The 20,833-nt window shown below is 73.9% G+C and carries 19 protein-coding genes; 11 read left to right on the top strand and 8 right to left on the bottom strand.

The annotated features are described in order from the left end of the window. Positions 1–459 precede the first annotated feature (459 nt). Positions 460–1,026 (top strand): Uma2 family endonuclease, encoded by a 567-nt coding sequence (locus IO20_RS0127965; protein WP_030554450.1) that lies wholly within the window; start codon positions 460–462, stop codon positions 1,024–1,026. A 540-nt stretch (positions 1,027–1,566) separates the two neighbouring features. Here the strand turns inward: IO20_RS0127965 and IO20_RS0127960 are convergent. After that, positions 1,567–2,895: a PLL family lectin gene (locus IO20_RS0127960; RefSeq protein WP_157850811.1), complete on the bottom strand. Its 1,329-nt coding sequence runs from the start codon at positions 2,893–2,895 to the stop codon at positions 1,567–1,569. A gap of 508 nt (positions 2,896–3,403) precedes the next feature. Here IO20_RS0127960 and IO20_RS0127955 point away from each other — a divergent pair. From IO20_RS0127955 to IO20_RS0127940, 4 genes are all read left to right on the top strand, one after another. Further along, positions 3,404–4,051: a GOLPH3/VPS74 family protein gene (locus tag IO20_RS0127955; RefSeq protein WP_031127732.1), complete on the top strand. Its 648-nt coding sequence runs from the start codon at positions 3,404–3,406 to the stop codon at positions 4,049–4,051. An 89-nt stretch (positions 4,052–4,140) separates the two neighbouring features. Then, the gene (locus IO20_RS0127950) at positions 4,141–4,857 is read left to right on the top strand and encodes a response regulator (RefSeq protein ID WP_051874701.1); all 717 of its coding nucleotides are present in this window, start codon (positions 4,141–4,143) and stop codon (positions 4,855–4,857) included. 131 nt (positions 4,858–4,988) lie between these two features. Continuing rightward, positions 4,989–6,041: a sensor histidine kinase gene (locus tag IO20_RS0127945; RefSeq protein WP_342668794.1), complete on the top strand. Its 1,053-nt coding sequence runs from the start codon at positions 4,989–4,991 to the stop codon at positions 6,039–6,041. A 102-nt stretch (positions 6,042–6,143) separates the two neighbouring features. Beyond that, positions 6,144–6,848: a pyridoxamine 5'-phosphate oxidase family protein gene (locus tag IO20_RS0127940; RefSeq protein WP_030554458.1), complete on the top strand. Its 705-nt coding sequence runs from the start codon at positions 6,144–6,146 to the stop codon at positions 6,846–6,848. On the opposite strand, the gene IO20_RS0127935 is transcribed toward IO20_RS0127940, so the two are convergent. Together IO20_RS0127935 and IO20_RS0127930 are read right to left on the bottom strand one after the other, a co-directional pair. Next, entirely contained in the window at positions 6,769–7,704 is a 936-nt protein-coding gene (locus IO20_RS0127935) for a sigma factor-like helix-turn-helix DNA-binding protein (protein ID WP_078946179.1), read from the bottom strand. The two genes, IO20_RS0127940 and IO20_RS0127935, sit on opposite strands and share 80 nt — an antisense overlap. A 74-nt stretch (positions 7,705–7,778) precedes the next feature. Beyond that, positions 7,779–8,171, bottom strand: a complete 393-nt coding sequence (locus tag IO20_RS0127930) for a DUF6479 family protein (protein WP_030554461.1) — start codon at positions 8,169–8,171, stop codon at positions 7,779–7,781. 153 nt (positions 8,172–8,324) lie between these two features. Here IO20_RS0127930 and IO20_RS0127925 point away from each other — a divergent pair, with 153 nt between their 5' ends. Together IO20_RS0127925 and IO20_RS0127920 are read left to right on the top strand one after the other, a co-directional pair. Then, entirely contained in the window at positions 8,325–8,834 is a 510-nt protein-coding gene (locus IO20_RS0127925) for a SigE family RNA polymerase sigma factor (protein ID WP_030554463.1), read from the top strand. Positions 8,835–8,938: 104 nt separating this feature from the next. Further along, on the top strand, positions 8,939–10,219 hold the full coding sequence (locus IO20_RS0127920; protein WP_030554465.1) for a hypothetical protein: 1,281 nt from the start codon (positions 8,939–8,941) through the stop codon (positions 10,217–10,219). A gap of 48 nt (positions 10,220–10,267) precedes the next feature. Here the strand turns inward: IO20_RS0127920 and IO20_RS0127915 are convergent, their stop codons facing one another. Continuing rightward, entirely contained in the window at positions 10,268–11,959 is a 1,692-nt protein-coding gene (locus IO20_RS0127915) for a bifunctional 3'-5' exonuclease/DNA polymerase (RefSeq protein WP_030554468.1), read from the bottom strand. A 68-nt stretch (positions 11,960–12,027) separates the two neighbouring features. Then, positions 12,028–13,272 (bottom strand): helix-turn-helix transcriptional regulator, encoded by a 1,245-nt coding sequence (locus tag IO20_RS0127910; RefSeq protein ID WP_030554469.1) that lies wholly within the window; start codon positions 13,270–13,272, stop codon positions 12,028–12,030. 160 nt (positions 13,273–13,432) lie between these two features. Between IO20_RS0127910 and IO20_RS0127905 the strand changes: the two genes are divergently transcribed. Both IO20_RS0127905 and IO20_RS0127900 read left to right on the top strand, forming a co-directional pair. Then, on the top strand, positions 13,433–14,362 hold the full coding sequence (locus tag IO20_RS0127905; protein WP_030554471.1) for an NADP-dependent oxidoreductase: 930 nt from the start codon (positions 13,433–13,435) through the stop codon (positions 14,360–14,362). An 84-nt stretch (positions 14,363–14,446) separates the two neighbouring features. Further along, positions 14,447–15,019, top strand: a complete 573-nt coding sequence (locus IO20_RS0127900) for a GNAT family N-acetyltransferase (RefSeq protein WP_030554473.1) — start codon at positions 14,447–14,449, stop codon at positions 15,017–15,019. A 157-nt stretch (positions 15,020–15,176) separates the two neighbouring features. Here IO20_RS0127900 and IO20_RS0127895 read toward each other — a convergent pair whose 3' ends face one another. From IO20_RS0127895 to IO20_RS0127885, 3 genes are all read right to left on the bottom strand, one after another. Continuing rightward, the gene (locus IO20_RS0127895) at positions 15,177–17,312 is read right to left on the bottom strand and encodes an ABC transporter permease (RefSeq protein WP_030554475.1); all 2,136 of its coding nucleotides are present in this window, start codon (positions 17,310–17,312) and stop codon (positions 15,177–15,179) included. Further along, a complete protein-coding gene (locus IO20_RS0127890) occupies positions 17,306–18,142 on the bottom strand; it encodes an ABC transporter ATP-binding protein (protein ID WP_078946180.1) in 837 nt (278 codons plus the stop codon). Before IO20_RS0127890 ends, IO20_RS0127895 begins: the two co-directional genes overlap by 7 nt. Positions 18,143–18,212: 70 nt before the next feature. Then, positions 18,213–19,031 carry an NAD(P)H-binding protein gene (locus tag IO20_RS0127885; RefSeq protein ID WP_030554478.1) on the bottom strand — a complete coding sequence of 273 codons (819 nt, stop codon included), beginning with the start codon at positions 19,029–19,031 and terminating at the stop codon, positions 18,213–18,215. A gap of 73 nt (positions 19,032–19,104) precedes the next feature. On the opposite strand from IO20_RS0127885, the gene IO20_RS0127880 reads away from it, so the two are divergent. Both IO20_RS0127880 and IO20_RS0127875 read left to right on the top strand, forming a co-directional pair. After that, complete coding sequence (locus tag IO20_RS0127880; RefSeq protein ID WP_051874702.1) at positions 19,105–19,542, top strand: winged helix-turn-helix transcriptional regulator; 438 nt, start codon at positions 19,105–19,107, stop codon at positions 19,540–19,542. Next, a complete protein-coding gene (locus tag IO20_RS0127875) occupies positions 19,539–20,669 on the top strand; it encodes a DUF2786 domain-containing protein (RefSeq protein ID WP_030554482.1) in 1,131 nt (376 codons plus the stop codon). Before IO20_RS0127880 ends, IO20_RS0127875 begins: the two co-directional genes overlap by 4 nt. Positions 20,670–20,833: the final 164 nt, after the last annotated feature.

Here is a 20,833-nt window from a genome sequence, read left to right as displayed (position 1 = left end):
GGGCGAGGTAGATGACCCAGGACGAGAAACGGTCCATCGTGGGGCCGAGGGGCCGAATTCCGAGCTGGTGCGGGTCGGGGACTGGTAGTGGCGGTGACCGCTCTCCGTTGCTCCCTGACCCTTGAGCGCGGGCACGTACATTCCGTCGTAGTCGACGAGGCGGAGTGTCCTGCGCGACGGGGGCCCAGCACCACGGCATGGGATGCGTGCGAAAACCTGACCCCCCAGGGAGACCGATCGTGCGCCACCGTGCTGCTCAGTGATCGGAATCGGAGGAGGTCGACTGCAGTCGCCCTCTCTCCCTCGGCAGCGGGGGACGGCCCACCCTCCGCTGTCTCCTGCTGGACGGCCGAAGCGCGCATGCCGGCTGTTCTGGCGTCCAACGTGCTGCGGGAGCTGAGACAGTACGCTGAGTTCAGCGGGATCGGGCCCGCCCGCATGGTGTCCGGGAGGTGCGTCATGACTGCCGAGATGGCAGCCCCTGCGTGGATGCACGAGCAGATCACGGCGGAGCAGTACGACTCCTGGTCCGAGGAGCAGTGTGCGGGGATCGAGATCGTGGACGGGATGGTCGTCCTGAGTCCCAGTGCGTCCAAGCGCCACAACCGGCTTGCTCGGATCCTGGCGAATGCCTTGGAGGCGGCTGCGGGGCCTGACTGGAACGCCGATACCGACTTCGATGTCCGTCTCCAGGACGTCCCGCTCACGAATCGGCGCCCGGATGTCGTTGTGTACCGCGCCGACACGATCGACATCACGCCCACCCGCCCTGAGCACGTGCTCCTGGTCGTGGAGGTTGTCTCACCGGGATCGGAGACCACCGACCGGATCGTGAAGACGGACCAGTACGCCAAGGCCGGTATCGCCTTCTACTGGAGGGTCGAGCAGGCCGTTACCGGCGTCCCTCTCGTGTACACCTACGTTCTGGACCCTGCTGCCAGGGCCTACCGGGACGGGGAAGTGTTCACCGGCGTCGTCAAGGTTTCGGCACCCTTCGCAATGGAGGTCGACCTCGGCAGAGTCTGACCCCCCTCCTGTAGGCGACCCGGTTTGCGTGAGCGGCTGCGCGAGCGGACTGGATGGCACCGGAGTGGGGCAGCCGTCAGGCCGATTAGGGCTGCAAGCCTCGGATCAGCGGAAACGGGATTCGGCGGCACCGCTCGGCACGTCCAGGATGATCGTGCGGGCCTCGTCATGCGGAGGTCTCGGGTTCGAATCCCGAAGGCGGCTCGGAATTACCCCAGGACTCACTCGCCGTGACCTGGGGTTTTTGATTTGCCGAATGCGACGGCGGAGCCTTGCGCGGGCCGTCCGGCTGTCCGTGGTCTCAGTAGCGGGTGCGGGTGGGGCAGCCCGCTGGCGCTGAGGCTGGCACGTGTCGACCATCCGCCGCATGGCCTCCCGTGACAACTCGGAGCGCCCCACTTCCACGGGGGAGGCCCCCGGTGAACTCCGGGGGGCCTCTGCGTCTTCGTCGGTCAATCGGTCTGAGGCTGCAACTGGGCGACAAACGCGTTCAGTTCGACCAAGCGCATGCGACGGGAGCGGCCTACCTTGACGTACCGCTCAGAAGATCAGGTCGTAGGTGTTCCAGCCGCCGCCGACGAGGGAGCGGGAGGAGCCGGGGACGAGGCCGGACAGGGGCTTGTACGCGCCCTGGTAGAGCCAGAGCTTGCCGTCCCTGTCCCGTGCGACGAGATCGGGGCGATCGTCACGTCCGAGTTCGGCGGTGCCCGCGATCGCCGTGTACGTGTTCCACCCGCCGCCGACGCGCTGGCGCTGCTGGAAGGGCGGGGAGGGATAGGGGCCGTAGCGGTTGTACTTCCACAGCACGCCGTCCTTGTCACGGCCCAGGGCCCCGTCGTGGGCGCCCGACATGGTCAGGGCGGTGTACGTGTTCCAGCCGCCGCCCACCCGCTGTCGCGGTCCGTACAGCGTGTTGTGCTCCGCCTTGTAGCGCCACATCACGCCGTCCCTGTCCCGGGCGACCAGACTGCCGTCACCGACGCCGACGAGGGCCGTGTAGGTGTTCCAGCCGCCGCCCACCCGCTGCCGCGGCGCGAAGGGCGCGGAGGGCTTGCCGGTGCCCGCGTAGTACCAGAGGACCCCCGCCTGGTCGCGGGCGACGAGGCCGCCCCGGCCGTCCGCCGTGGCGGAGGTGAGCGGGGCGACGGCGGTGTAGGCGTTCCAGCCGCCGCCGACCCGCTTGCGCGTCGCGAACGGCCGGGAGACGTCGCCCGTGCCCTCGTACCGCCACAGCACGCCGTCCTTGTCCCGCGCGTGGACGGCGCCGCGCTGCCCCGGCGGAGGCGTCCCGGGGACGAAGTCGAGGCCGAGCGTGCCCTGGGCCACGGTCGCGCCCGTGCTGTCCATCAGCGCGACCAGGGCGTTCGGGTGGCCCAGGACGGTCGCGGTCCGGTCGGCGTCCAGGGTGACGGTGTAGGTGAGGGTCTCGGCGGCCGGCACCGCGGGAAGGTCGAGGGAGGGCCGGGTGGGCGGATCATGCAGGACGGGCGGGAAGTAGGGCATGTTCCACGCGCACTCCCCGTACGAGACGCCGTTGACCGCGCAGACGGAGCGGATCACGTCCTGGCTCACCGGCGAACTGCCCGGCTCGTCCTCGGTCAGCCAGGTGTCCAGTTGGAAGGAGGCGGTCACCGGCCCCTTGACGCCCGCCGGCAGCGTGGCCGTGAACCGCAGCGTCACCGGCCCTTCCTCGCCGGCCGGAACGGTCAGCCGACCGCCCTCCTGGACGACCGTCCCGACCTCCGCCGCCGTCGGGCCGGCGGCGGTCGCCGCCGGGGACGCGGCGAAGGCCGCCGAGCCCCCGAACGTCGCCGGCGCCAGCGCCGCGACCAATGCCGCCGCCACCACGGCCGTACGCACACGTGCCACGTGGACCTCCTCGATCTCCGGAAGCACCCCTGCGCTCCCCGTCCACCCGTTCGACACGGCGAGGTCGCGAAAGGTTGTACTGCACCTGGACGTCGAGCGACCTCCGGATGGCGAGGCTGCACCGGGTTGCGGAGGGTGGGTGCTGGCTCCACCTCTTGCCCCTGCCCGCATGGCCGTGCATCACCTGCCCCGTCGAAGCCGTTGCGGTCTCGGTCGAGGTCTCAGTTCGCGTGCGGTCCATGGGCGTCCCCCACCTTCCGCCTTCGATCGTGCAGCCGCCTGACCAGCGGCGCAGCTTCCTCGGCAGACGGTGGCGGACGCCCCCGGAACTGGGACAGGGCGGGCGGGTGGGCCCGGGATGCGCGGGCGGTCGTGAACGCAACGTTCTCAAACCCGCCGGGCGGCGGGGGTCGAATCGTTCGGGCAGGTGATGTGGGGTCCCGGCGGCGCTGCCTAGGCTCGCTCCTGTGACGCGACTCGACCACGCGTCGTCCCCAGGAGGGCTCCCATGCCGCAGCACCAGCTTTCACTCCCGGCCCGTCTGTACCTCCTCGCGTGGAACACGGACACGCAGAAGCTCACCAGCACCGACACCATCGGCTACGTGGTGCGGGCGGGGGCGCTGGCGGAGCTTGCGCTGCGCGGGTTCATCGTCGACGCCGGTGGCAGGCCCGCCGTGGGCGCGGGGGCGTCGACGGGAGAGCCGGCGCTCGACGAGCTGGCCGAGTTGATCGCCGGCTCCCGGCCGCTGGCCTGGAAGGGCTGGATCAACCAGGGCGTGAAGCCCACTCTCACCGCCGTGCGGGAACAGCTCGCGGAGGCCGGTCATCTGAGCCTCGACACCCATCGCCTCGGCGGCGTCGTCCCCGTGACGACCGTGAACCTGCGCCTCACCGAGGCGGGCGACACCCTGCGGCATCAGGCCGTAAGGACGCTCCGCGGCCAGGAGCCCGCCGACGCGCTGCCCGACCGCGATGCCGCTCTGATCACGCTGGCCGCGGCGGGCGGCCTGCGCACCGTCGTCAGCGAGGCGGACACCTGGGCGTACCGGCAGCGGCTCGCGGCACTCGCCGGGCGCGGCGGCCCGGCCTTCGAGGTGCTGCGCGGGATCCTGCCGGAACTCCGCGAGACGGTCGAGATCGCCCACGCGGGGTGAGCGGCCCGGCGCCGCCGGGCGATCCGGGGCTCCCTAGAGTGACCGGGGCGTCGCACCGGTCAGACGGACGTCCTGACGGAGGAGAGACCGTGATCCGCGTAGTCGTGGTGGACGACGAACAGCTCGTCCGTTCCGTGCTGCGCCTCATCCTGTGCTCCGCGGGCGACATCGAGGTCGTCGCGGACTGCGGCGGAGGACAGGCGGTGCCCACCGTCGTCGCCCACCGGCCCGACGTGGTGCTCCTCGACATCCGGATGCCGGACGAGGACGGCCTGACCGTGCTGCGCGGACTGCGGACCGCGCTCGCGGGGCGGCTTCCCGCCGTCGCGATGCTGACCACGTTCGACGCCGACGAGTACCTCGGGCCAGCCCTGCGGCTCGGCGCCACGGGGTTCCTGCTGAAGGACACGGAGCCGGAGCAACTGGTCCGGTCCGTACGCGTGCTGGCCGGCGGGAGCAGTGTGCTGGGCCCCGGCGTCACCCGTACCGTCGCCGACCATTACACGGACCCCGCGTCCGCCGGCGGCGACCAACAGGCCGTGCGGGCCGTGCGGTCGCTCACGGCGCGCGAGCGGGACGTGCTCGCGCTGCTCGGCGAAGGGCTCTCGAACCTGCAGGCGGCCGAGCGTCTGGGGCTCGCCGGCAGCACGGTCAAGGACCACGTCAGCGTGGTGCTCGCCAAGCTCGGCGGCGTCAACCGGGTCCAGGCCGCGGTCATCGCCGACCGGGCCGGACTCGTCGGCCGTGCGCACCTCGGCCCTACGTACCCCGGCCGACCGAACCTCGGTTGCGGAGGAGCGGGTTGAACGCTCTTCCGGCGTGGCTTCCGTCCTGGCTTCCGGCGTGGCTTCCTTCCTGGTTTTCGTCCTGGCTTCCGTCCTGGCTTCCCGCGTCGCTGACCACGGTCGCCCCGGTCCTCGCGTGCGGTGTCGAGGCGGTGCTCGTCAACGGCGTCCCGCCCGGTCCCGAACTCGGGTCGGCGCTGTTCGCCGCCGCGGCCCTCCTGCTGCGCCGCCGCCTGCCGGTGACCGTGCTGCTCGCCACCCTGCCGGGGCTCTACATCGGTTACGCCGCCTTCGCCCCGCTCATCGCCCTGTACACCGTCGCCTGCCGGCGTGCCGACCGCCGGCTCCTGGTGCTGTGCGCGGCGCTGGTCGCCGTCGCCCACCTCGTCCCGTACCCGCTCGCCGACGACCTGGTGCCGTCCCCGTCCCGGGAGCTCGCGCTGCGGGTCATCGACGCGTTCGTGAGCGCCGGGGCGCCCGTCGTGTTCGGCCTCTTCGTCACCACCCGCCGTGAACTCGCGGCCCGCCTGGCGGAACTCACCCGATCCCGGGGCCGCGAGGACCGGCTGCTCGCGGAGCGGGTGCTCGCCACCGAACGGGTCCGGCTGGCCCGCGAGATGCACGACGTCGTCGCCCACCAGGTGTCCCTGATCAGCCTCCAGGCGGGCGCCCTCAAGGTGGGCGCCCGGGACCCCGTGTCCCGCGACGCCGCCGCCACGATCCGCGAGCTGTCCGTCCGGACCCTCGTCGAACTGCGCCAGCTGGTGGGCGTCCTGCGCGCGGCGGGCGGGAACAGCGAGCAGCTCAGCCCGCAGCCCCGCCTCTCCGACATTCCCCGGCTGATCGAGAGCGGCGGGGTCGCCGTCGACTGCGCCATCGCCGACGGCCTGGAGGACCGGTTCCCGGAGGCCGTGGAGCGGGCCGTGTTCCGTACGGTCCAGGAGACGCTGACCAACGTACGCAAGCACGCTCCCGGCGCCCGGACGGCGATAGCGGTCCGGGCGGAGGACGGGGGGCTGCGGGTCGAGGTCCGCAGCGGACCGCCCGATCCGACGGTCCCGCGGCCGGACCTGCCCCACGGTGGCCACGGCCTGATCGGTCTCCGCGAACGGGTCCAACTCCTGGGCGGCGCCTTCGAGGCGGGGCCGACGCGCGACGGCGGCTTCCTGGTCAGCGCCTGCCTTCCGCCGACCGCCGGGCGGTGAACGGCCGGCTCGTTCCGACAGGTGGGCGCCTGTGGCGGGCGCGGGCGGGAACCCCGTACAACACCACGAGCAACCAACCGGTACGCGGATCGAGAGGGCAGCATGAGCACCACCACAGAAGCCACCGGCGAACCGTCGGACACGGGTGACCTCGCCGTCACCGAGCGGACCCGGCTGCGGCGCATGCGGGAGAAGGGCAGCCACCGTCGCGCCGATCTGGACGCCGTGCTCGCGGCCGGTTTCCTCTGCCACCTCGGCGTTCCCGTCGACGGTACGACGATGGTCGTGCCCACCGCGTACGGTGTGGAGGGCGACGTGCTCTACCTTCACGGCTCCGTCGCCAGCCGCAGCCTGGTCCAGGCGCCGGGCACCACCGTCTGTGTCACGGTCACCCATGTCGACGGGCTCGTCCTCGCCCGGTCCGTCTTCGAACACGGCGTCAACTACCGCTGTGCGATGGTCTACGGCATACCCCGGCTCGTGACCGACCCGGCGGAGAAGCTGCGCGGACTCCGGGCGCTGACCGAGCAGAGCTCCCCGGGACAGTGGGAGTACGTGCGGCAGCCTAGCCGCAAGGAACTCGCCGCGACCTCCGTCCTCGCGCTCGATCTCACCGAGGCCTCGGTGAAGACCCGCAGCGGCCCGCCGGACGACGGCGACTCCGAGGACGCGGCCCTCGGCCTGTGGGCGGGGGTGCTGCCGGTGGTGACCACCTTCGGCGAACCGGTCACCGACCCCGTGCTTCCCCCGGATCTCGCGCCGCCCGCTCATGTGGCCGCGCGGGCGGGGAGTGTCCTGGGGGCGTGAGCCGGAGGTCCATGCGGCGCAGGTGCTCCGCGTCGGACAGGGCGTCCATGGAGGTGATCCGGCCGTCCAGGACCGTGAAGGCGAGGACCATCTCCGGTTCTCCCTCCGCGGGCCATGCCAGGCCCGCCGCACCGTCCACCAGGGCTTTCCCGGCCGTGCCCGCCCGGCCCGCCAGGGCCTCCGCGACCGCCGCGGGGCCGTGCGCGCCCGTCGCCCCGGCCCGTACGGCCGCGGCGTCGGCCCGCAGCACCACGTCCGGGTCGAGGAGGGCCGTGAGGGCGGCCGCGTCGCCGTTCCGCGCGGCGGTCAGGAAGGCCCCGACGACCTCGCGCTGACGGGGCAGGTCCTGCTCGGGCATGTCCTCGGCCTCCCGCAGCCGGTGCGCGGCGCGGGCCGCGAGGCGACGGGTCGCGGCCGGGGTGTGGTCGAGGACCCGGGCGATCTCCTCGTACGGGACGGCGAACTCCTCGTGCAGCACGAAGGCGAGGCGTTGCGGGGGTGTCAGCCGGGCCAGGACCGCTTGTGGAGGTTGCTCGGGGCCGATGCGGTCGTCCCGCGGGGCCGGTTCCCCCGCGGCCCAGGGGTCCCAGGGGTCCCACCGTCCTCCGCGGTGCGTCTCGCGCGCGCGGAGCCGGGCCAGACAGGCGCGGGCGACCGCGGCGGCCGGGTCCTCCGGCCGCCGCCAGGTCGTCCGCGCGTCCTCCACCGCCTCCTCGGCCTCGGTGGACGTGCCGAGCAGGCGGTGAGCGACCGCCCGCAGACGCGGGCGGTCCTTCTCGAAGGGGGTCTCCGGCGCGCCGGGGAGGACGCCTTCGTCGTTCTCCGGCGCGCCGGGGAGGACGCCTTCGTCATTCACGGTCTTCGCCGTTCACGGTCTTCGCCCTTCACGGGATGACGACCTCGGATAACCGGCCTCCCTCGGGTGCCCGGTCAGTCGCCGTGGCCCGTGCCACCGCTGCCGAAGCCTCCGCTGGAGATGCCGCCCCACTTGCGCTTCTCCTCCGACGGCGGCTCGGGGGACGTCTCCGTGCCCGAGGTGCCCGAGCCCTTGAGCTGGTAGGGCATGAGCCGGTGTTCGCCGTCGGTCTGCGGCATCTCCGCCGGCCTGCGGTATTCGGTCGTCTCACCCGGGGGCCGCTCGGTCTCCGGACGGTGCGGCTGTTCGTCGGGCCTGGGCGTCCGCGACTCGCGGTCGCGGACCCGGAACCCGAGCCACACCGCCCCGATCAGTACGAAGACGACGACGAGTCCCGCGAGGAACTGGCCGAGCCCGGACTGCCAGACTCCCGCGGCCAGGGTCTGGGCTGCGCTGAGAGTGTTCATACAACAGGATTACCCGGTTCCACTTCTTTGGATGCGTCGAGCGGGACACCTGCCTCGATTTTCGGAGCGAGCGTTGAAACATTTGCGCGGCCCCACCGCGTCAATGAGGTGTACGGCGACCACAGCACGTGACCGCGACGGATAAGGAGGGGCATGAGAAAGTCCCGCGCGGACGAGTTCCAGGAGTTCGCCTCCGCACGCACGGGCCATCTGTTTCGCTCGGCATGCCTGCTGACCAGCGGCGACACCCATCTCGCCGAGGACCTCACCCAGGAGACGCTCGGCCGGATGTACGCCCACTGGGGCCGCATGGCCAGGGTCGGGAACCCCGCCGCGTACGCCCAGACCGTGCTCGTACGCACGTTTCTCAGCCACCAGCGGCGCCGCTCGGCCACCGAGCGTCCGCTCGGCGAACTGCCCGACCGCGCCCCCGACACCGGCGAGGACCCGGCGCTCCGGGTCGCGCTGCTCGACGCGCTCGCCCAGCTCGCACCCAAGGACCGGGCGGTCGTGGTGCTGCGGTACTGGGAGGACCGCAGCATCGAGGAGACCGCCGACGCCCTGCACGTCAGCTCCGCGGCCGTACGGACCCGCTGTGTGCGGGCGCTGGGCAAACTGCGGCAGCGGCTCGGCGGGAGCCTGACGGAGTTCGCCGCCCGCTGATCCGTTCGCTGAGCGAGGCCGCTCGGCACCTCACCTCTCTCTCCGCTTCTCTTTCCGCTCCCTTCCGCCATCCATCACCCCCGACCGGAGACGGTGAATTCGACATGCCCCAGAACGTTGATCCCCAGTACGACGGTTTCGAGGAGGAGCTCGGCGCGGTCCTGCGCCGCACCGGCGACGGCTTCGCCGTCGACGACCGGCGCGAGCTGGTCGCGGGCGGGCTCAAGCGCGGCCGCCGCCGCCTGGTCCGCCGCCGTCTCGCCGTGACCGGCGGCGCCCTCGCGCTCGCCGCCGTCGGCATCGGCGCGGTGTACGGCGGCTCGCTGCTCTCGCCCGTCGGCGGCTCCGAGCAGGTCTCCGTCGCGGGACCCAAGCCCACCACCGACCCGGCCGGGCCCGAAGCGGGCGAGCCGGTGATGCCCCAGATCCCGGTCGAAGAACTCGCGGCCGTCCTCAAGGCCCACACTCCGGCCGGCACGTGGGAGATCGACAACCTGGGTGGCACGGGCCAGTCCGTCGCGGGCGTCTACGACGACGGCCAGGGCAAGGCGGGCGTCACCGTCGGCCTCTTCCGCGCCGGCGACACCACCGAGTCGGGCGAGGGGCAGGTGACTTGCCCCTCGCAGGCCGACGTCCCCCACGACGACTGCACCAGCGAGCGACTGCCGGACGGCGCGCGCCTCATGGTCTTCCAGGGATACGAGTACCCCGACAGGCGCGAGGAGACGAAGCAATGGCGGGCGGTCCTGCTCACCAAGGACGGCTTCCTCATCGACGCGAGCGCGTACAACGCCGCCTCCGAGAAGGGCGCCGAGATCAGCCGCGAGAACCCGCCCTTCTCGCCCGCCCAGATGAAGGCCCTGGTCACCGCCGACGCCTGGAACCCGCTGCTGAAGCAACTCCTCACCGAGCCGGAGATGAAGAAGCGCGGCGACGCGCAGCTCCCGCCGGCGCCGAGCGCTCCCGCTCTCCGGGCCACCCTGCGCTCCCTCCTGCCCGAGGGCCTCACGGCGGCCGACATGGACGCGCCGTACGGCCACGCCTACCTCGTCGTCGACGACGCCGAGGGGCGCGGCCTCGTCACCGTCACCGTCCAGCCCTCCGCCGAGCAGCTCAGGGGCGTTCTCTTCGGCGGTGCGGACGTCACCACCCTGCCCGACGGCCGCAAGGTGAGGACCATCAAGCAGCCCGGCGAGAAGGGCGGCGCCGGGGTCGTGCGGTGGACCGTCGACACGATCACCCCGGACGGCTTCCGCGTCTCGGTCTCCGCCTACAACGCCAAGGGACAGCACGAGGAGGCCACGCGCGCCGAGCCCGTGCTGACCACGGACCAGCTGAGGACGATCGCGCTGAGCCCTCTGTGGAAGAAGCTGCCGCTGAAGTAGCCGCCGGGTGTCCGGAGGGGGCGCGCCCGGAGAGGTTCCCGTGCACGCCTACTTCGCGTCCGCGTACCGCTCGACCGTGGCCGTCGTGAACGGGAACCGCACCGGCGTCTCGCCGAACGCGATCCGGCCCGCCTCGTCCCCGGCCCCCCGGATCGCCTCCGTGACCGCCTCCGCCTCCTCCGCGGGGCAGTGCACGATGACCTCGTCGTGCTGGAAGAACACCAGCTCCGCCCGCATCCCCGTGAGGGACCGCCGCAGTGCCGCCAGCATCAGCAGCGCCCAGTCGGCCGCGCTGCCCTGCACCACGAAGTTACGGGTGAACCGACCCCTCGCCCGCGCGTTCCCCGAGGCGTACCCCGGCGTGAACTCGCCCTCCACCGCCTCCGGTTCGCCGCCCTCCTGCGGCAGGCCCGCCTCCTCGTCCTCGCCCGCGCCCACCGCGCGCGGGCTGGTTCTGCCCAGCCAGGTCCGTACGAGCCGGCCCTCCTCGCCCGCCTTCGCCGCGTCGTCGACATAGGCCACCGCGCGCGGGAACCGGCGCCGCAGCGCCGCCAGGTTCTTCAGTCCGTCGCCGCTGGTCTGCCCGTAGATAGCGCCGAGGAGCGCGAGCTTCGCGTGCGCGCGGTCGCCGGAGAACGCCCGGTCCGACAGCCGGGTGTACAGATCGTCGGGGTGCCCCGCCACCTCCATCAGGCCCGGGTCGCGGGAGATCGCGGCGAGCACCCGCGGCTCCATCTGGTCGGCGTCGGCCACCACCAGGCGCCAGCCCGGGTCCGCGACCACCGCCCGCCGGATCACCTTCGGGATCTGCAGGGCCCCGCCGCCATTGGTCGTCCAGCGCCCGCTGACCGTGCCCCCCGGGAGGTACTCCGGCCGGAAACGCCCGTCCCGCACCCAGTCCTGCAGCCACGACCAGCCGTGCGCCGTCCAGATCCGGTACAGCTTCTTGTACGCGATCAGGGGCTCCACCGCCGGGTGGTCCAGCTCCTCCAGCTCCCACCGCCGGGTGGATTTCAGCCGGACGCCGGCCCCCGCGAAGGCCTTCACCACATCGGCGGGCAGGTCGGGCCGGACCCGGCGGCCGAACGCGGCGGACACCTCGTCCGTCAGCTCGGCGAGGCGGCGCGGTTCGCCCCCGCCCGCGTACCGCTCGCCCAGCAACTCGTGCAGCAGGTCCCGGTGCACGTCCGCCCGCCACGGCAGCCCGGCCCTGTGCATCTCGGTGGCGACCAGCATCCCCGCCGACTCGGCGGCCGTGAGCAGCCGCATCCTGCCCGGGTGCTCCGCCCGGTCGTGGCGGCGCAGCTGCTCCGCGTAGACCGCGAGGAGGCCGTCGAAGGGGACGGAGACCACGGGACGGGGCTCGAAGAGGGAGTCCTGCGAACCCGGCTCGGCGCCCCGCTGCGGCGGATCGGGCGGCACCGGCCCGTTCTGCAGGCGTGCCCAGGCCGCCGCCGCCGAACGGGGCTCGCCGAGTCGCCCCTCGTGCCCCAGGAGCAACTGCTCGGCGGCCTCCATGTCGTAGCACCGCTCGACCCGCACTCCGGCGGCGAGCAGCCGTGGGTACACCTCGGCCGTCGACCGCCACACCCAGCGGGCCACCTCGGGCCGGGCCCGTACGGCCGCCACCAGGTCCGGCTCGCGCCGCACCTCCCCGGCGGGCAGCCCGTCCGGACCGAGGGGCACGAGCAGCGCTCCGTCCCCCTCGGCCTCGGCCGCCAGCGCCCACCTCTCGCTCATGGGTACGAGTCTGGCACCCGCCACTGACAGCGCCCCGGAGGCAGGCCGGGCGCTCGCGAGCCGGGCCGCTACGCCGCCGCGTGGAACAGGGCCGCCGCCTCGCCCCGGGAGCCGACGTCCAGTTTGTTCAGGATGTTCGCGACGTGGAACTTCACCGTCGACTCGCTGATGTGCAGCTCCTCGGCGATCCGCCGGTTGCGGTGTCCGAGGGCCAGGTGCTTCAGGACCTCCACCTCCCGATCGCCGAGACCGGCCAGTGGGTGGGCCGCTTCGACCGGCGCGGCCGGCGCCGCCAGCGGGAGCACCGCCGTGATCGTCGTGCCCCAGCCGGGGACCGCGTCCATGTCGAGCCGCCCGCCGAGCACGTCGAGCCGGTCCCGGATCGTGCCCGCCCCCAGGTCGCACGGGGCGAGCGCGCCCGCGCCGTCGTCCCGCACGGAGGCCCGCAACTCGTGCTCGGTCAGCTGCCATCCCACGTGGATCCGGCGCACCGAGTCCTGTTCGAGCACGATCAGGAGCAGCGCGCGGACGATGGCCCGCGCGCTGTGCGCCACGTCCGCCGCGAGCGAGCGGTCCGAGTCCGGCGCCCCCAGCTCGAGCCGGACGGGACTGTGCCGCAGCATCGGCCGGAGTTCACCGGCGAGCCGCTCGAACGCGTCCTGGGCGGGCTCCTCGGCGAGCGCCCGGTCCCGCCGCTGCTCCGCCCGCATGTCGATCAGCGCGGCGGCGGCCAGGTCGGTCGCGGTCGCCCGGGCCGTCGTGTCGTCGAGGGCGCGGCTGCGCAGCACGCCGAGGACGCCGGAGAGCGCCGCCGTGTGCGAGGTGGTCAGCTCCGCGATCACCCGGGCCCGGGTGTCGGCCGCCGCCCGCGAACGGGCGAGGGCCCCCGGCACGGCCTCCGTCGCGAACCGGTCGAAGTGGGCCGACACCAGGTCCCACAGGGCCTGCGCCGCTGTGAGGGCGCCCGCGTCCACCGGGGCGGCGCCGTCCTCCCGTACGAGGACGAGGACCGCTCCGCGCCGGGTCGCGTGGCTGGTGACGGCGACGACCTCGCGCTCCCGGCCGCCGATCGTCGCCGTGCCCTGCCAGGGGCTCCCGGGCACGCCCGCCACGAGCAGCGGCGCCAGTTCGGCGGCGGTGAGCAGCTCCGTACCGCCGAGGGTCTTGAAGGGGGAGTGGGCGCAGTGGGTGGAGAGTTCGGCCGCGTCCACGTGCGGGACGAGGGGGCCGAGGGCGGCCGACACCTTGGGGAGGATCTCCCCGAGCGGCTGCCGGATGATCTCGTACGCGGTGGCCAGCGTGAGCGCGTCCATACGGGGAGCGTACGGCGCGAGGGGCGGGGCGCGACTGGTCTTCCGGCCAGGTGGTACCGGCCGTTGGGAGGGCGGGGAGCGGGTGGCCGAGGGCGCAGTCTTGGGCTCGTCGAAGAGATCGACGAGCGGGAAGCGTGAACAGGCAGCGCTGGAGGCTGAGATGGAAGCGATCGTGTACGAGGAGTTCGGCGGCCCCGGGGTGCTGCGCCACACGACCGGCGTCGCCGTGCCGGAGCCCGGCCCCGGCGAGGTCCGCGTCAAGGTCGCGGCGGTCGGGGTCAACCCGGTGGACTGGAAGCGCCGTTACGGCTGGGTCGAGGCGTTCTACCCGACGACCTTCCCGGCCGTCCCCGGCCTGGAGTTCGCCGGCACCGTCCACGGACTCGGCGAGGGCGTCACCGGTCTCGCCGTCGGCGACGAGGTCCTCGGCTGGACGAAGACCGGCGCCTACGCCGAGTACGCCGTCGCCGGCATCGTCGCCCCCAAGCCGGCCGGGCTCTCCTGGGAGGCCGCCGCGAGCCTCCCGGTGGCGGGGGAGACGGCACAGCGCGTCCTGGACCTGATCGGCGTCCGGGCGGGCGAGACGCTGTTCCTGCACGGCGCGGCGGGTGTCGTCGGCTCGGTGGGCGTCCAGCTCGCCGTCGCCGCCGGGATCACGGTCGTCGGCAGCGCGTCCGAGGCCAACCACGCCTATCTGCGCGGGCTCGGCGCGATCCCGGTGACGTACGGGGAGGGCCTGGCCGACCGGGTGCGGGCCGCCGCCCCCGACGGCGTCGACGCGGTCTTCGACGCGGCCGGGCACGGTGTGCTGCCGGTCGCGATCGAACTCCTCGGCGGGGAGGGCGCGGCCCGCAAGGAGCGGATCGCGACGATCGCGGACGTGGAGGCGGAGAAGTACGGGATCGCGTTCTCCGGGGTCGTGGGCGACCCGGACGTCGTACGGGCCGGGCTCACGGCCCACGCCCGCCAGGCGGCGGAGGGCACCCTCGCGGTCCGGCTCGCGGACACCCTGCCCCTGAAGGAGGCGGCGCGGGCCCAGGAACTGAGCGAATCGGGTCACGTACAGGGGAAGTTGGTCCTGATCCCGTGAGGACCGGCACGGCGCGGCGGACTGGTGAGAGGATCCGTTCGCCGCGACTGCCGGATCCCCACGTGGAAGGTGCGAACGACGATGATGTACGCGATACCCCTCGGGGACGACGGCGCGGAGCTGCGCCCGCTCGAACCGTGGCAGGCCGAGGAGTTCCTGGCGCACATGGACCGGGGACGCGAGTTCATCGGCGCGCGCAACGGACTCCCCGACGTCGTGACCGACCTGGAGTCGAGCCGCGCCTTCCTCCGTGCGTACGCCGAGAAGGCGGCCGCCGACACGGGCCGGATCCACGGCATCTGGTCCGACGGCACCCTCGTCGGCGCGGTGATCCTCCGGACCCTGGACACCCGCGCCGGCAAGGCGGAGGCGGGCTGCTGGCTGGAGCCGGCGGGCGTCGGCAAGGGCCTGGTGACCCGGGCGGCACGGGCGCTCGTCGACTGGGCGATCGAGGTACGGGGCATCCACCGGGTGGAGTGGGTGGTGGCCTCCGGCAACGAGCCCAGCATCGCCGTGGCCCGGCGCCTCGGCATGACGAGGGACGGCGTCCTGAGGGAGGACTACTCCTACCGGGGCAAGCGCCACGACATGGAGGTCTGGTCGGTCCTCGCACCGGAGTGGCGGGCGGCGAAGTCCGCGGCGGCGGCCGAGGGCTGAGGCTGCCCGGGGGCGTGCGCGGCGCATAGCACCGGGTACGCGCGCGTGGGCGGGGCGTCCGGCGGGCCCGTGCGCGTATAGCGCCGGGTACGCGCGTAGGTGGGGCGGTGACCCGGCTCCGACCCCGGTCACCGCCCCGTCCGTCCACCTTCGCCGGTCAGCGGGTCAGGCGCCACGCGGGGAGGGCCGACGCGGCGACCGCGACCGTCGCGCACGCGCCCGCCGCCGCACCGACCGTCCCCCACGGGAGGGCCAGGGCCACCGGCGCCGACAGGGCGGCCAGGCCCGCGCCCAGGGTGCCGAGGACGAGCGCGGTCACCACGAGGCCCAGCAGCGTGCCGATCGCGACGGCGAGCGTCGCCTCGCCCGTCACGACCCGCAGGATCTGCGCCCGGGTGGCTCCCGCGAGCCGCAGCGAGGACAGTTCCCCACGGCGTACGGAGGTCGCCATGAGCAGCGTGTTGGCCAGACCGATCACCGTGTAGACCAGGGCGATCCCGAGGACGAGGATCATGCCGAGCCGGTTCTGCGGGTTGCCGCCCTCCCGGTGGCCCGCGGCGGCCCACGCGTCGGCGGACCTGACGGTGCCGCCGCTCGCCTCCAGGGCCCGGACCGTGGCCGTACCGCCGCCGCGTGCGTCGATCCGGTCGGGGTCGGCGCCGGGCGCGTTCGCGCGGGTGACGTACGGCCCGTTGTCGCCCGTCCCCAGGGCGAGGACGGCCGCCACCCGGAGCCGTACGGGTCCGGTCCCGTCCGCGCGCCAGACCTCGACGGTCTCGCCCACCCGGTGCCGCTCGAACTCCTCGTTGACGACGATCGACCGGTCGTCGAGGTCCCGCAGGTCGCCGGCGACCACGGGCAGCCGGGCAAGGCCGGCGAAGGCCGCCGGGTCGGCCACCGCCGGCGCCTGGTACTTCACGACGGCCTCGGCCCCGTCCCGTACGAAGACGGAGGTCGTCCCGGTGGCCGACACGAGGGCCCCGGGCGGGGCCGTCACCGGCTTCAGACCGGCGCCGGCCACGACGTACTCGGCGGCCGTCTGTTCCCGCGCCTCGACCCCCTTCGCCCGCGTGACGCTCGTCGCCGAGCCGAACAGCGTCCCGGCCAGCGCCACGGTCACGAGGACCGGCGCGGCGACGGCGGCGGTACGACGTACGGAGGCCGCGCTGTTCTCCCGTACCAGCGTCCCCACCGCTCCCCGCAGCCGCAGCAGCCGCGCCACCGGTCGGACGAGCAGCGGCGAGAGCAGGGCGACACCGGTGATCAGGAGCATGGGAAGGGTCGTGTACGTCTTCCGCTTGAGCAGCGCGGACGGCTCGGTGGCGTACGTCCAGACCAGGAGTCCCAGACCGGACAGGAGCAGGCCCGTACCGAGGAGGGCGCGGCCGAGCGGCAGGGTGTCGGCGTCGACGTCCGCCTCGCGGAGCGCCGCCGTCGGGCCAACCTTCCCGGCGCGCCGGGAGGCGGCCACGGCCCCGGCGAGGGCGACGGTGACACCCGTCCAGAAGGCGGCGTGGAAGGGCCAGGTCGCCCCGCCGACCGTGAACCAGCCGGGGGCCAGACCGCCGTCGACCAAGGATCTCGCGAGCAGGGGCGCCCCCAGGGCGCCGAGCGCGCACCCGGCGGCGGAGGCGAGTACGCCGAGCGCCGCGGCTTCGGCGAGGAGGAGCCGCCGGATCTGTCCGGGGGTGGCTCCGGCGGTCCTGAGCAGCCCGAACTCGCGCCGGCGCAGTGCCACGGCGAACGCGAAGGTGGAGGCGACGACGAAGACCGAGACGAAGGCGGTGACGCCGCCGGAGGTGCCGAGGAGGGCGTTGAGGGCGACGAGCGCGTCGGCGTCCCGCTCGGGGTCGGGGTCGGCGCGGACCCGGTCGGCACCGGTGAGGACCTGGGCGCGGTCGCCCACGAGGGCCCGGACCTCGGCGGCGGGGGCGTCGACGCCGACGGCGTCGGGGCGGCCGGAATCGGGGCGGCCGGCGTCGGAGGGGGTGACCGTCCAGCGGGCGCGCAGCTCGCGCAGCACATCGTTGTCCACAGGCTGTGGACGGTCGAGTCGCTGCTCCACGGACACGGTCGACGGCCCGCGCCGCACGTCGAGCGTCAGCCGGTCCTGACCCTGCACCACGACGGGCGAGGAGGCGAATCGCTGGGGAGAACGTTCGGGCGCGTGAAAAGTGGCGGAGAGGCCGAGCCCCATGGTGGCGAGCAGCCCGACACCGAGGGCGAGCGCGACGAACCCCCCGAGGAAGGAGGCCCAGCGGGCCCGGAGCCCGGAGAGGACGACGGTCAGCACGAGGACCTCCGGGCGGTGACGGAAGAGGAGTCGGCCGTTCCGAAAGAGGCGGGCGCTTTGGACGAGGCCGCCGTCTCCGTCTCCGTCTCCGTCTCCAGCGCCGTCATCCGTGCCGTGACCGTCTCCACCCTCGGAGCCCGCAGCTCGCCCGCCACCCGGCCGTCCACCAGGAAGACCACCCGGTCCGCGCGGGCCGCCGCCACCGGATCGTGGGTGACCATGACGATCGTCTGCCCGTCGCGGTCGACGAGTTCCCGCAGCATGTCGAGCACCTCGCGGCTCGTCGTCGAGTCGAGCGCGCCGGTCGGCTCGTCGCCGAAGAGGACGGCGGGCCGGGTGATCAACGCCCGGGCGATGGCGACCCGTTGCTGCTGCCCGCCGGAGAGTTCGCCGGGCCGGTGCCGCTCCCGTCCCGCGAGCCCGACGCGGGCCAGCGCCTCCCGTACCTCCGTACGGGACGGGCGGCGGCCGGCGAGCCGGAGGGGCAGGGCCACGTTCTGCGCGGCCGTCAGGGCGGGCAGCAGGTTGAAGGACTGGAAGACGAAGCCGATCCGGTCCCGCCGCAGCAGGGTCAGACGCCGCTCGCCGAGCCCTTCGAGGGAGGTGCCGCCGACCTCCACCCGCCCGGCGGTGGGCCGGTCGAGCCCGGCCGCGCACTGGAGCAGCGTGGACTTGCCGGAACCCGAGGGGCCCATGACGGCGGTGAAGGTCCCGGCGTGGAAGTCGAGGTCGACGCCGTCGAGGGCGCGGACGTCCCGGTGGTGCCGGGTGAGCCCGCGGAGCCGTACGGCGGTGGTGGTGGCGGTGCCAGTGGCAGCGGTCGTGGTCATGGCTCAAGCGAACCGTTTCCGCCGCCGCCGATCACGACCACTGCCGGGCGTCCGCGAGGTAGGTCTGGCCCTACCCCTCCCGTACGGCCTTCACGAACACGTCGAGCACGTCGAGGGGTTCGCGGCCGCCGAGCAGCGCCCGCAGATCGCTCTCGACGCCCGTACCGTCCATGAAGCCGTGGGCGATGGCCGAGTACGTACTCGCCAGCATCGGCACCTGGAAGGGCACGGCCCCGGAGGCCGCGACGGCGGCGCGGGCGTCCGCGAGGGTGCCGGGGGCGTACGTGGCCCCCAGGGCCGCCGCGAGGTCGGCGCCGCCGAGGGGGCGCTCGCCCACGAGCTCGTACACCCGGTTCCGGTGGGCGGCCGGGTCCGTCGCCACGGGCACCGCGACGTCGGCGAGGTCGGCGCGGGCGACGGCGGCGAGCCGGCCCTCGCCGAGGGGGCCGGTGATGCGGTTGTCGGCGTCGGGCGTGGCGATCCAGGTGAGGAACTCGGCGTACAGGCCGTTGCGGAGGATCGTCCAGTCGAGGGTGGGGGAGCGCCGCAGCCGCCGCTCGGTCCAGCGGTGCGCGAGCGCGTACGTGAGGTGGTCGCCGTCGCCGGAGAGGCTCGTGTAGACGACGTGCCGGACGCCCGCCCGCTCGGCGGCGGAGATCGCGGCACCGTGCCGGGCGACGACCGTGTCGTCCTCCCCGTAGCCGGCGGATATCAGCAGGAGCGTGTCCACCCCGGCGAAGGCCGCCGGGAGCGTCTCGGGCGCGTCGAAGTCGAGGCGGCGGGTGCCGGGCAGCCCCGCGCGCGTACCGAGGACGACGTCGGCACGGCCGGCGAGCCGTTCGGCGACGAGCGAGCCGAGGGCGCCGGAGACGCCGGTGACGAGCAGCATGGTTTCCCCCGAGGGTCGTGATGGCTGAGACCATCGTGGGGGGACGGGGAAGGTCGCGGAAGGAGGCACATTGATGTCGGAGGGGCACACGGAGGTAACCACCGAGCCCTTGGTGAGCTGTGCCGAGGACTGCGGGGTACGGGACGTGCAGGACCGGCTCGGCGACAAGTGGAGCGTGTTCGTCGTCGTCGAACTCGCCGCCGGGGCACGGCGGTTCAGGGAGCTGCAGCGGCTGCTCACGGGCATCTCGCAGCGGATGCTGACCCTGACGCTGCGCCGCCTCGAACGGGACGGCCTCGTCTCGCGGACGGTGTACCCGACGACGCCGCCGCAGGTGGAGTACGCGCTGACGGAGACCGGGCGCAGCATGACCCATCTGATCAAGCAGCTCGTGGACTGGTCGCTCGACCACCGGGCGGTGATCGCTCGCGCGCGCGAGCAGTGGGACGCCAGGGGCGCGGGAGGCACGACGGCTGACGCGGCGACGGGCACGACGAGGGGTACGGAGTGAGTACGGGCGAGGGCACGACCATCGGCAAGGCCTTCGAGGCGCTGTACGCGAGCGACGACGGGTCGCTCGACACGGCGGCGTCGCTGCTGGCCGCCGACCCGGGCGCGGACGCGGAACTCACGCGGAGGGGAGAGGAGTTCCTCCGCACGCTGTGGACGAGGGGCTGGCAGCCGGCGGACGTCGTCCGGATGGCGCGCCGTGACCTGTCGGAGGAGCACATCCGGGTCCTCACCGGCCTGATCCGGTCCGAGACGGCCCGGTACGGGACGCTGCCGCGCCGCTGGCAGGCCCAGCTCGACGCACTCGACGCCGTACCCACCCGGTCGACGGACCGCTTCTCGTACGCGACGACCGTCCTGGAGCTGTACCGGCTCCTGGTCCGGCTGCCGCGCCTGGACGCCGTCGGCCCCGTCCCGGGCGAGACGCTGCCGCCGGCGGCGGCCGGGGAGCCCCGGATGCTCAGCCGGATCAGGGCGCTGCTCGCGAAGGCGGAGGCGACCGGGTACCCGGAGGAGGCGGAGGCGCTCACCGCCAAGGCGCAGGAGCTGATGGCCCGGCACAGCCTGGACGAGGTGACGCTCGCGGCGGGGGCGCCGTCGCCGGAGACGCCGGGGGCGATCAGGATCGGGGTCGAGCCGCCGTACGAGCAGGCGAAGGCGATCCTCCTCGACGCGGTGGCGACGGCGAACCACTGCCGGGCGGTGTGGAACGAGGCCTACGGCTTCTCGACGGTGGTCGGTTTCGAGGGGGACCTCGACCCGGTGGAACTGCTGTACACGTCGCTGCTGGTGCAGGGGACGGCGGCGATGACGCGGGCGGAGGCGGAGCAGCGGGCCGGCGGACGCAAGCGCACGAAGTCCTTCCGGCAGTCCTTCCTGCTGGCGTACGCGAACCGGCTCGGGACCCGCCTCTCGACGACGTCCCGCCGGGTCGCCGCCGAGACCCCGACCCTCCTCCCCGCCCTGGCCTCCCGCGACCTCGCGGTCACCACCCGGACGGACGAACTCTTCCCGGAAACCCGCGCGACCCGGGTCAGGGCGGCCTGGGACGAGGCGGGCTGGACACACGGCGCGTCGGCAGCGGACAGAGCGGGCCTCCACCCGAACCGCCGGGGCCTACGAGGCTGACGGCCCCGGCCGTGGCGACCGGCGTCGCCCGCCGGCATGGACCCCCCCGGCCGGCGCGCGGGGGCCCGCCGCCGAGCCCCAGCCGGTGCCGTAATCCGCCCAGCCCAGCCCAGCCCAGCCCGGCCCAGCCCAGCCAGCCCCGCCCCGCCCCGGGCGCCGTGCTC

The organism is Streptomyces exfoliatus (genome assembly GCF_000725545.1).
Lineage (GTDB): Bacteria > Actinomycetota > Actinomycetes > Streptomycetales > Streptomycetaceae > Streptomyces > Streptomyces exfoliatus.
Note: the sequence above shows the minus strand (reverse complement) of the source record. Positions and strands in the feature narration are given on the sequence as shown.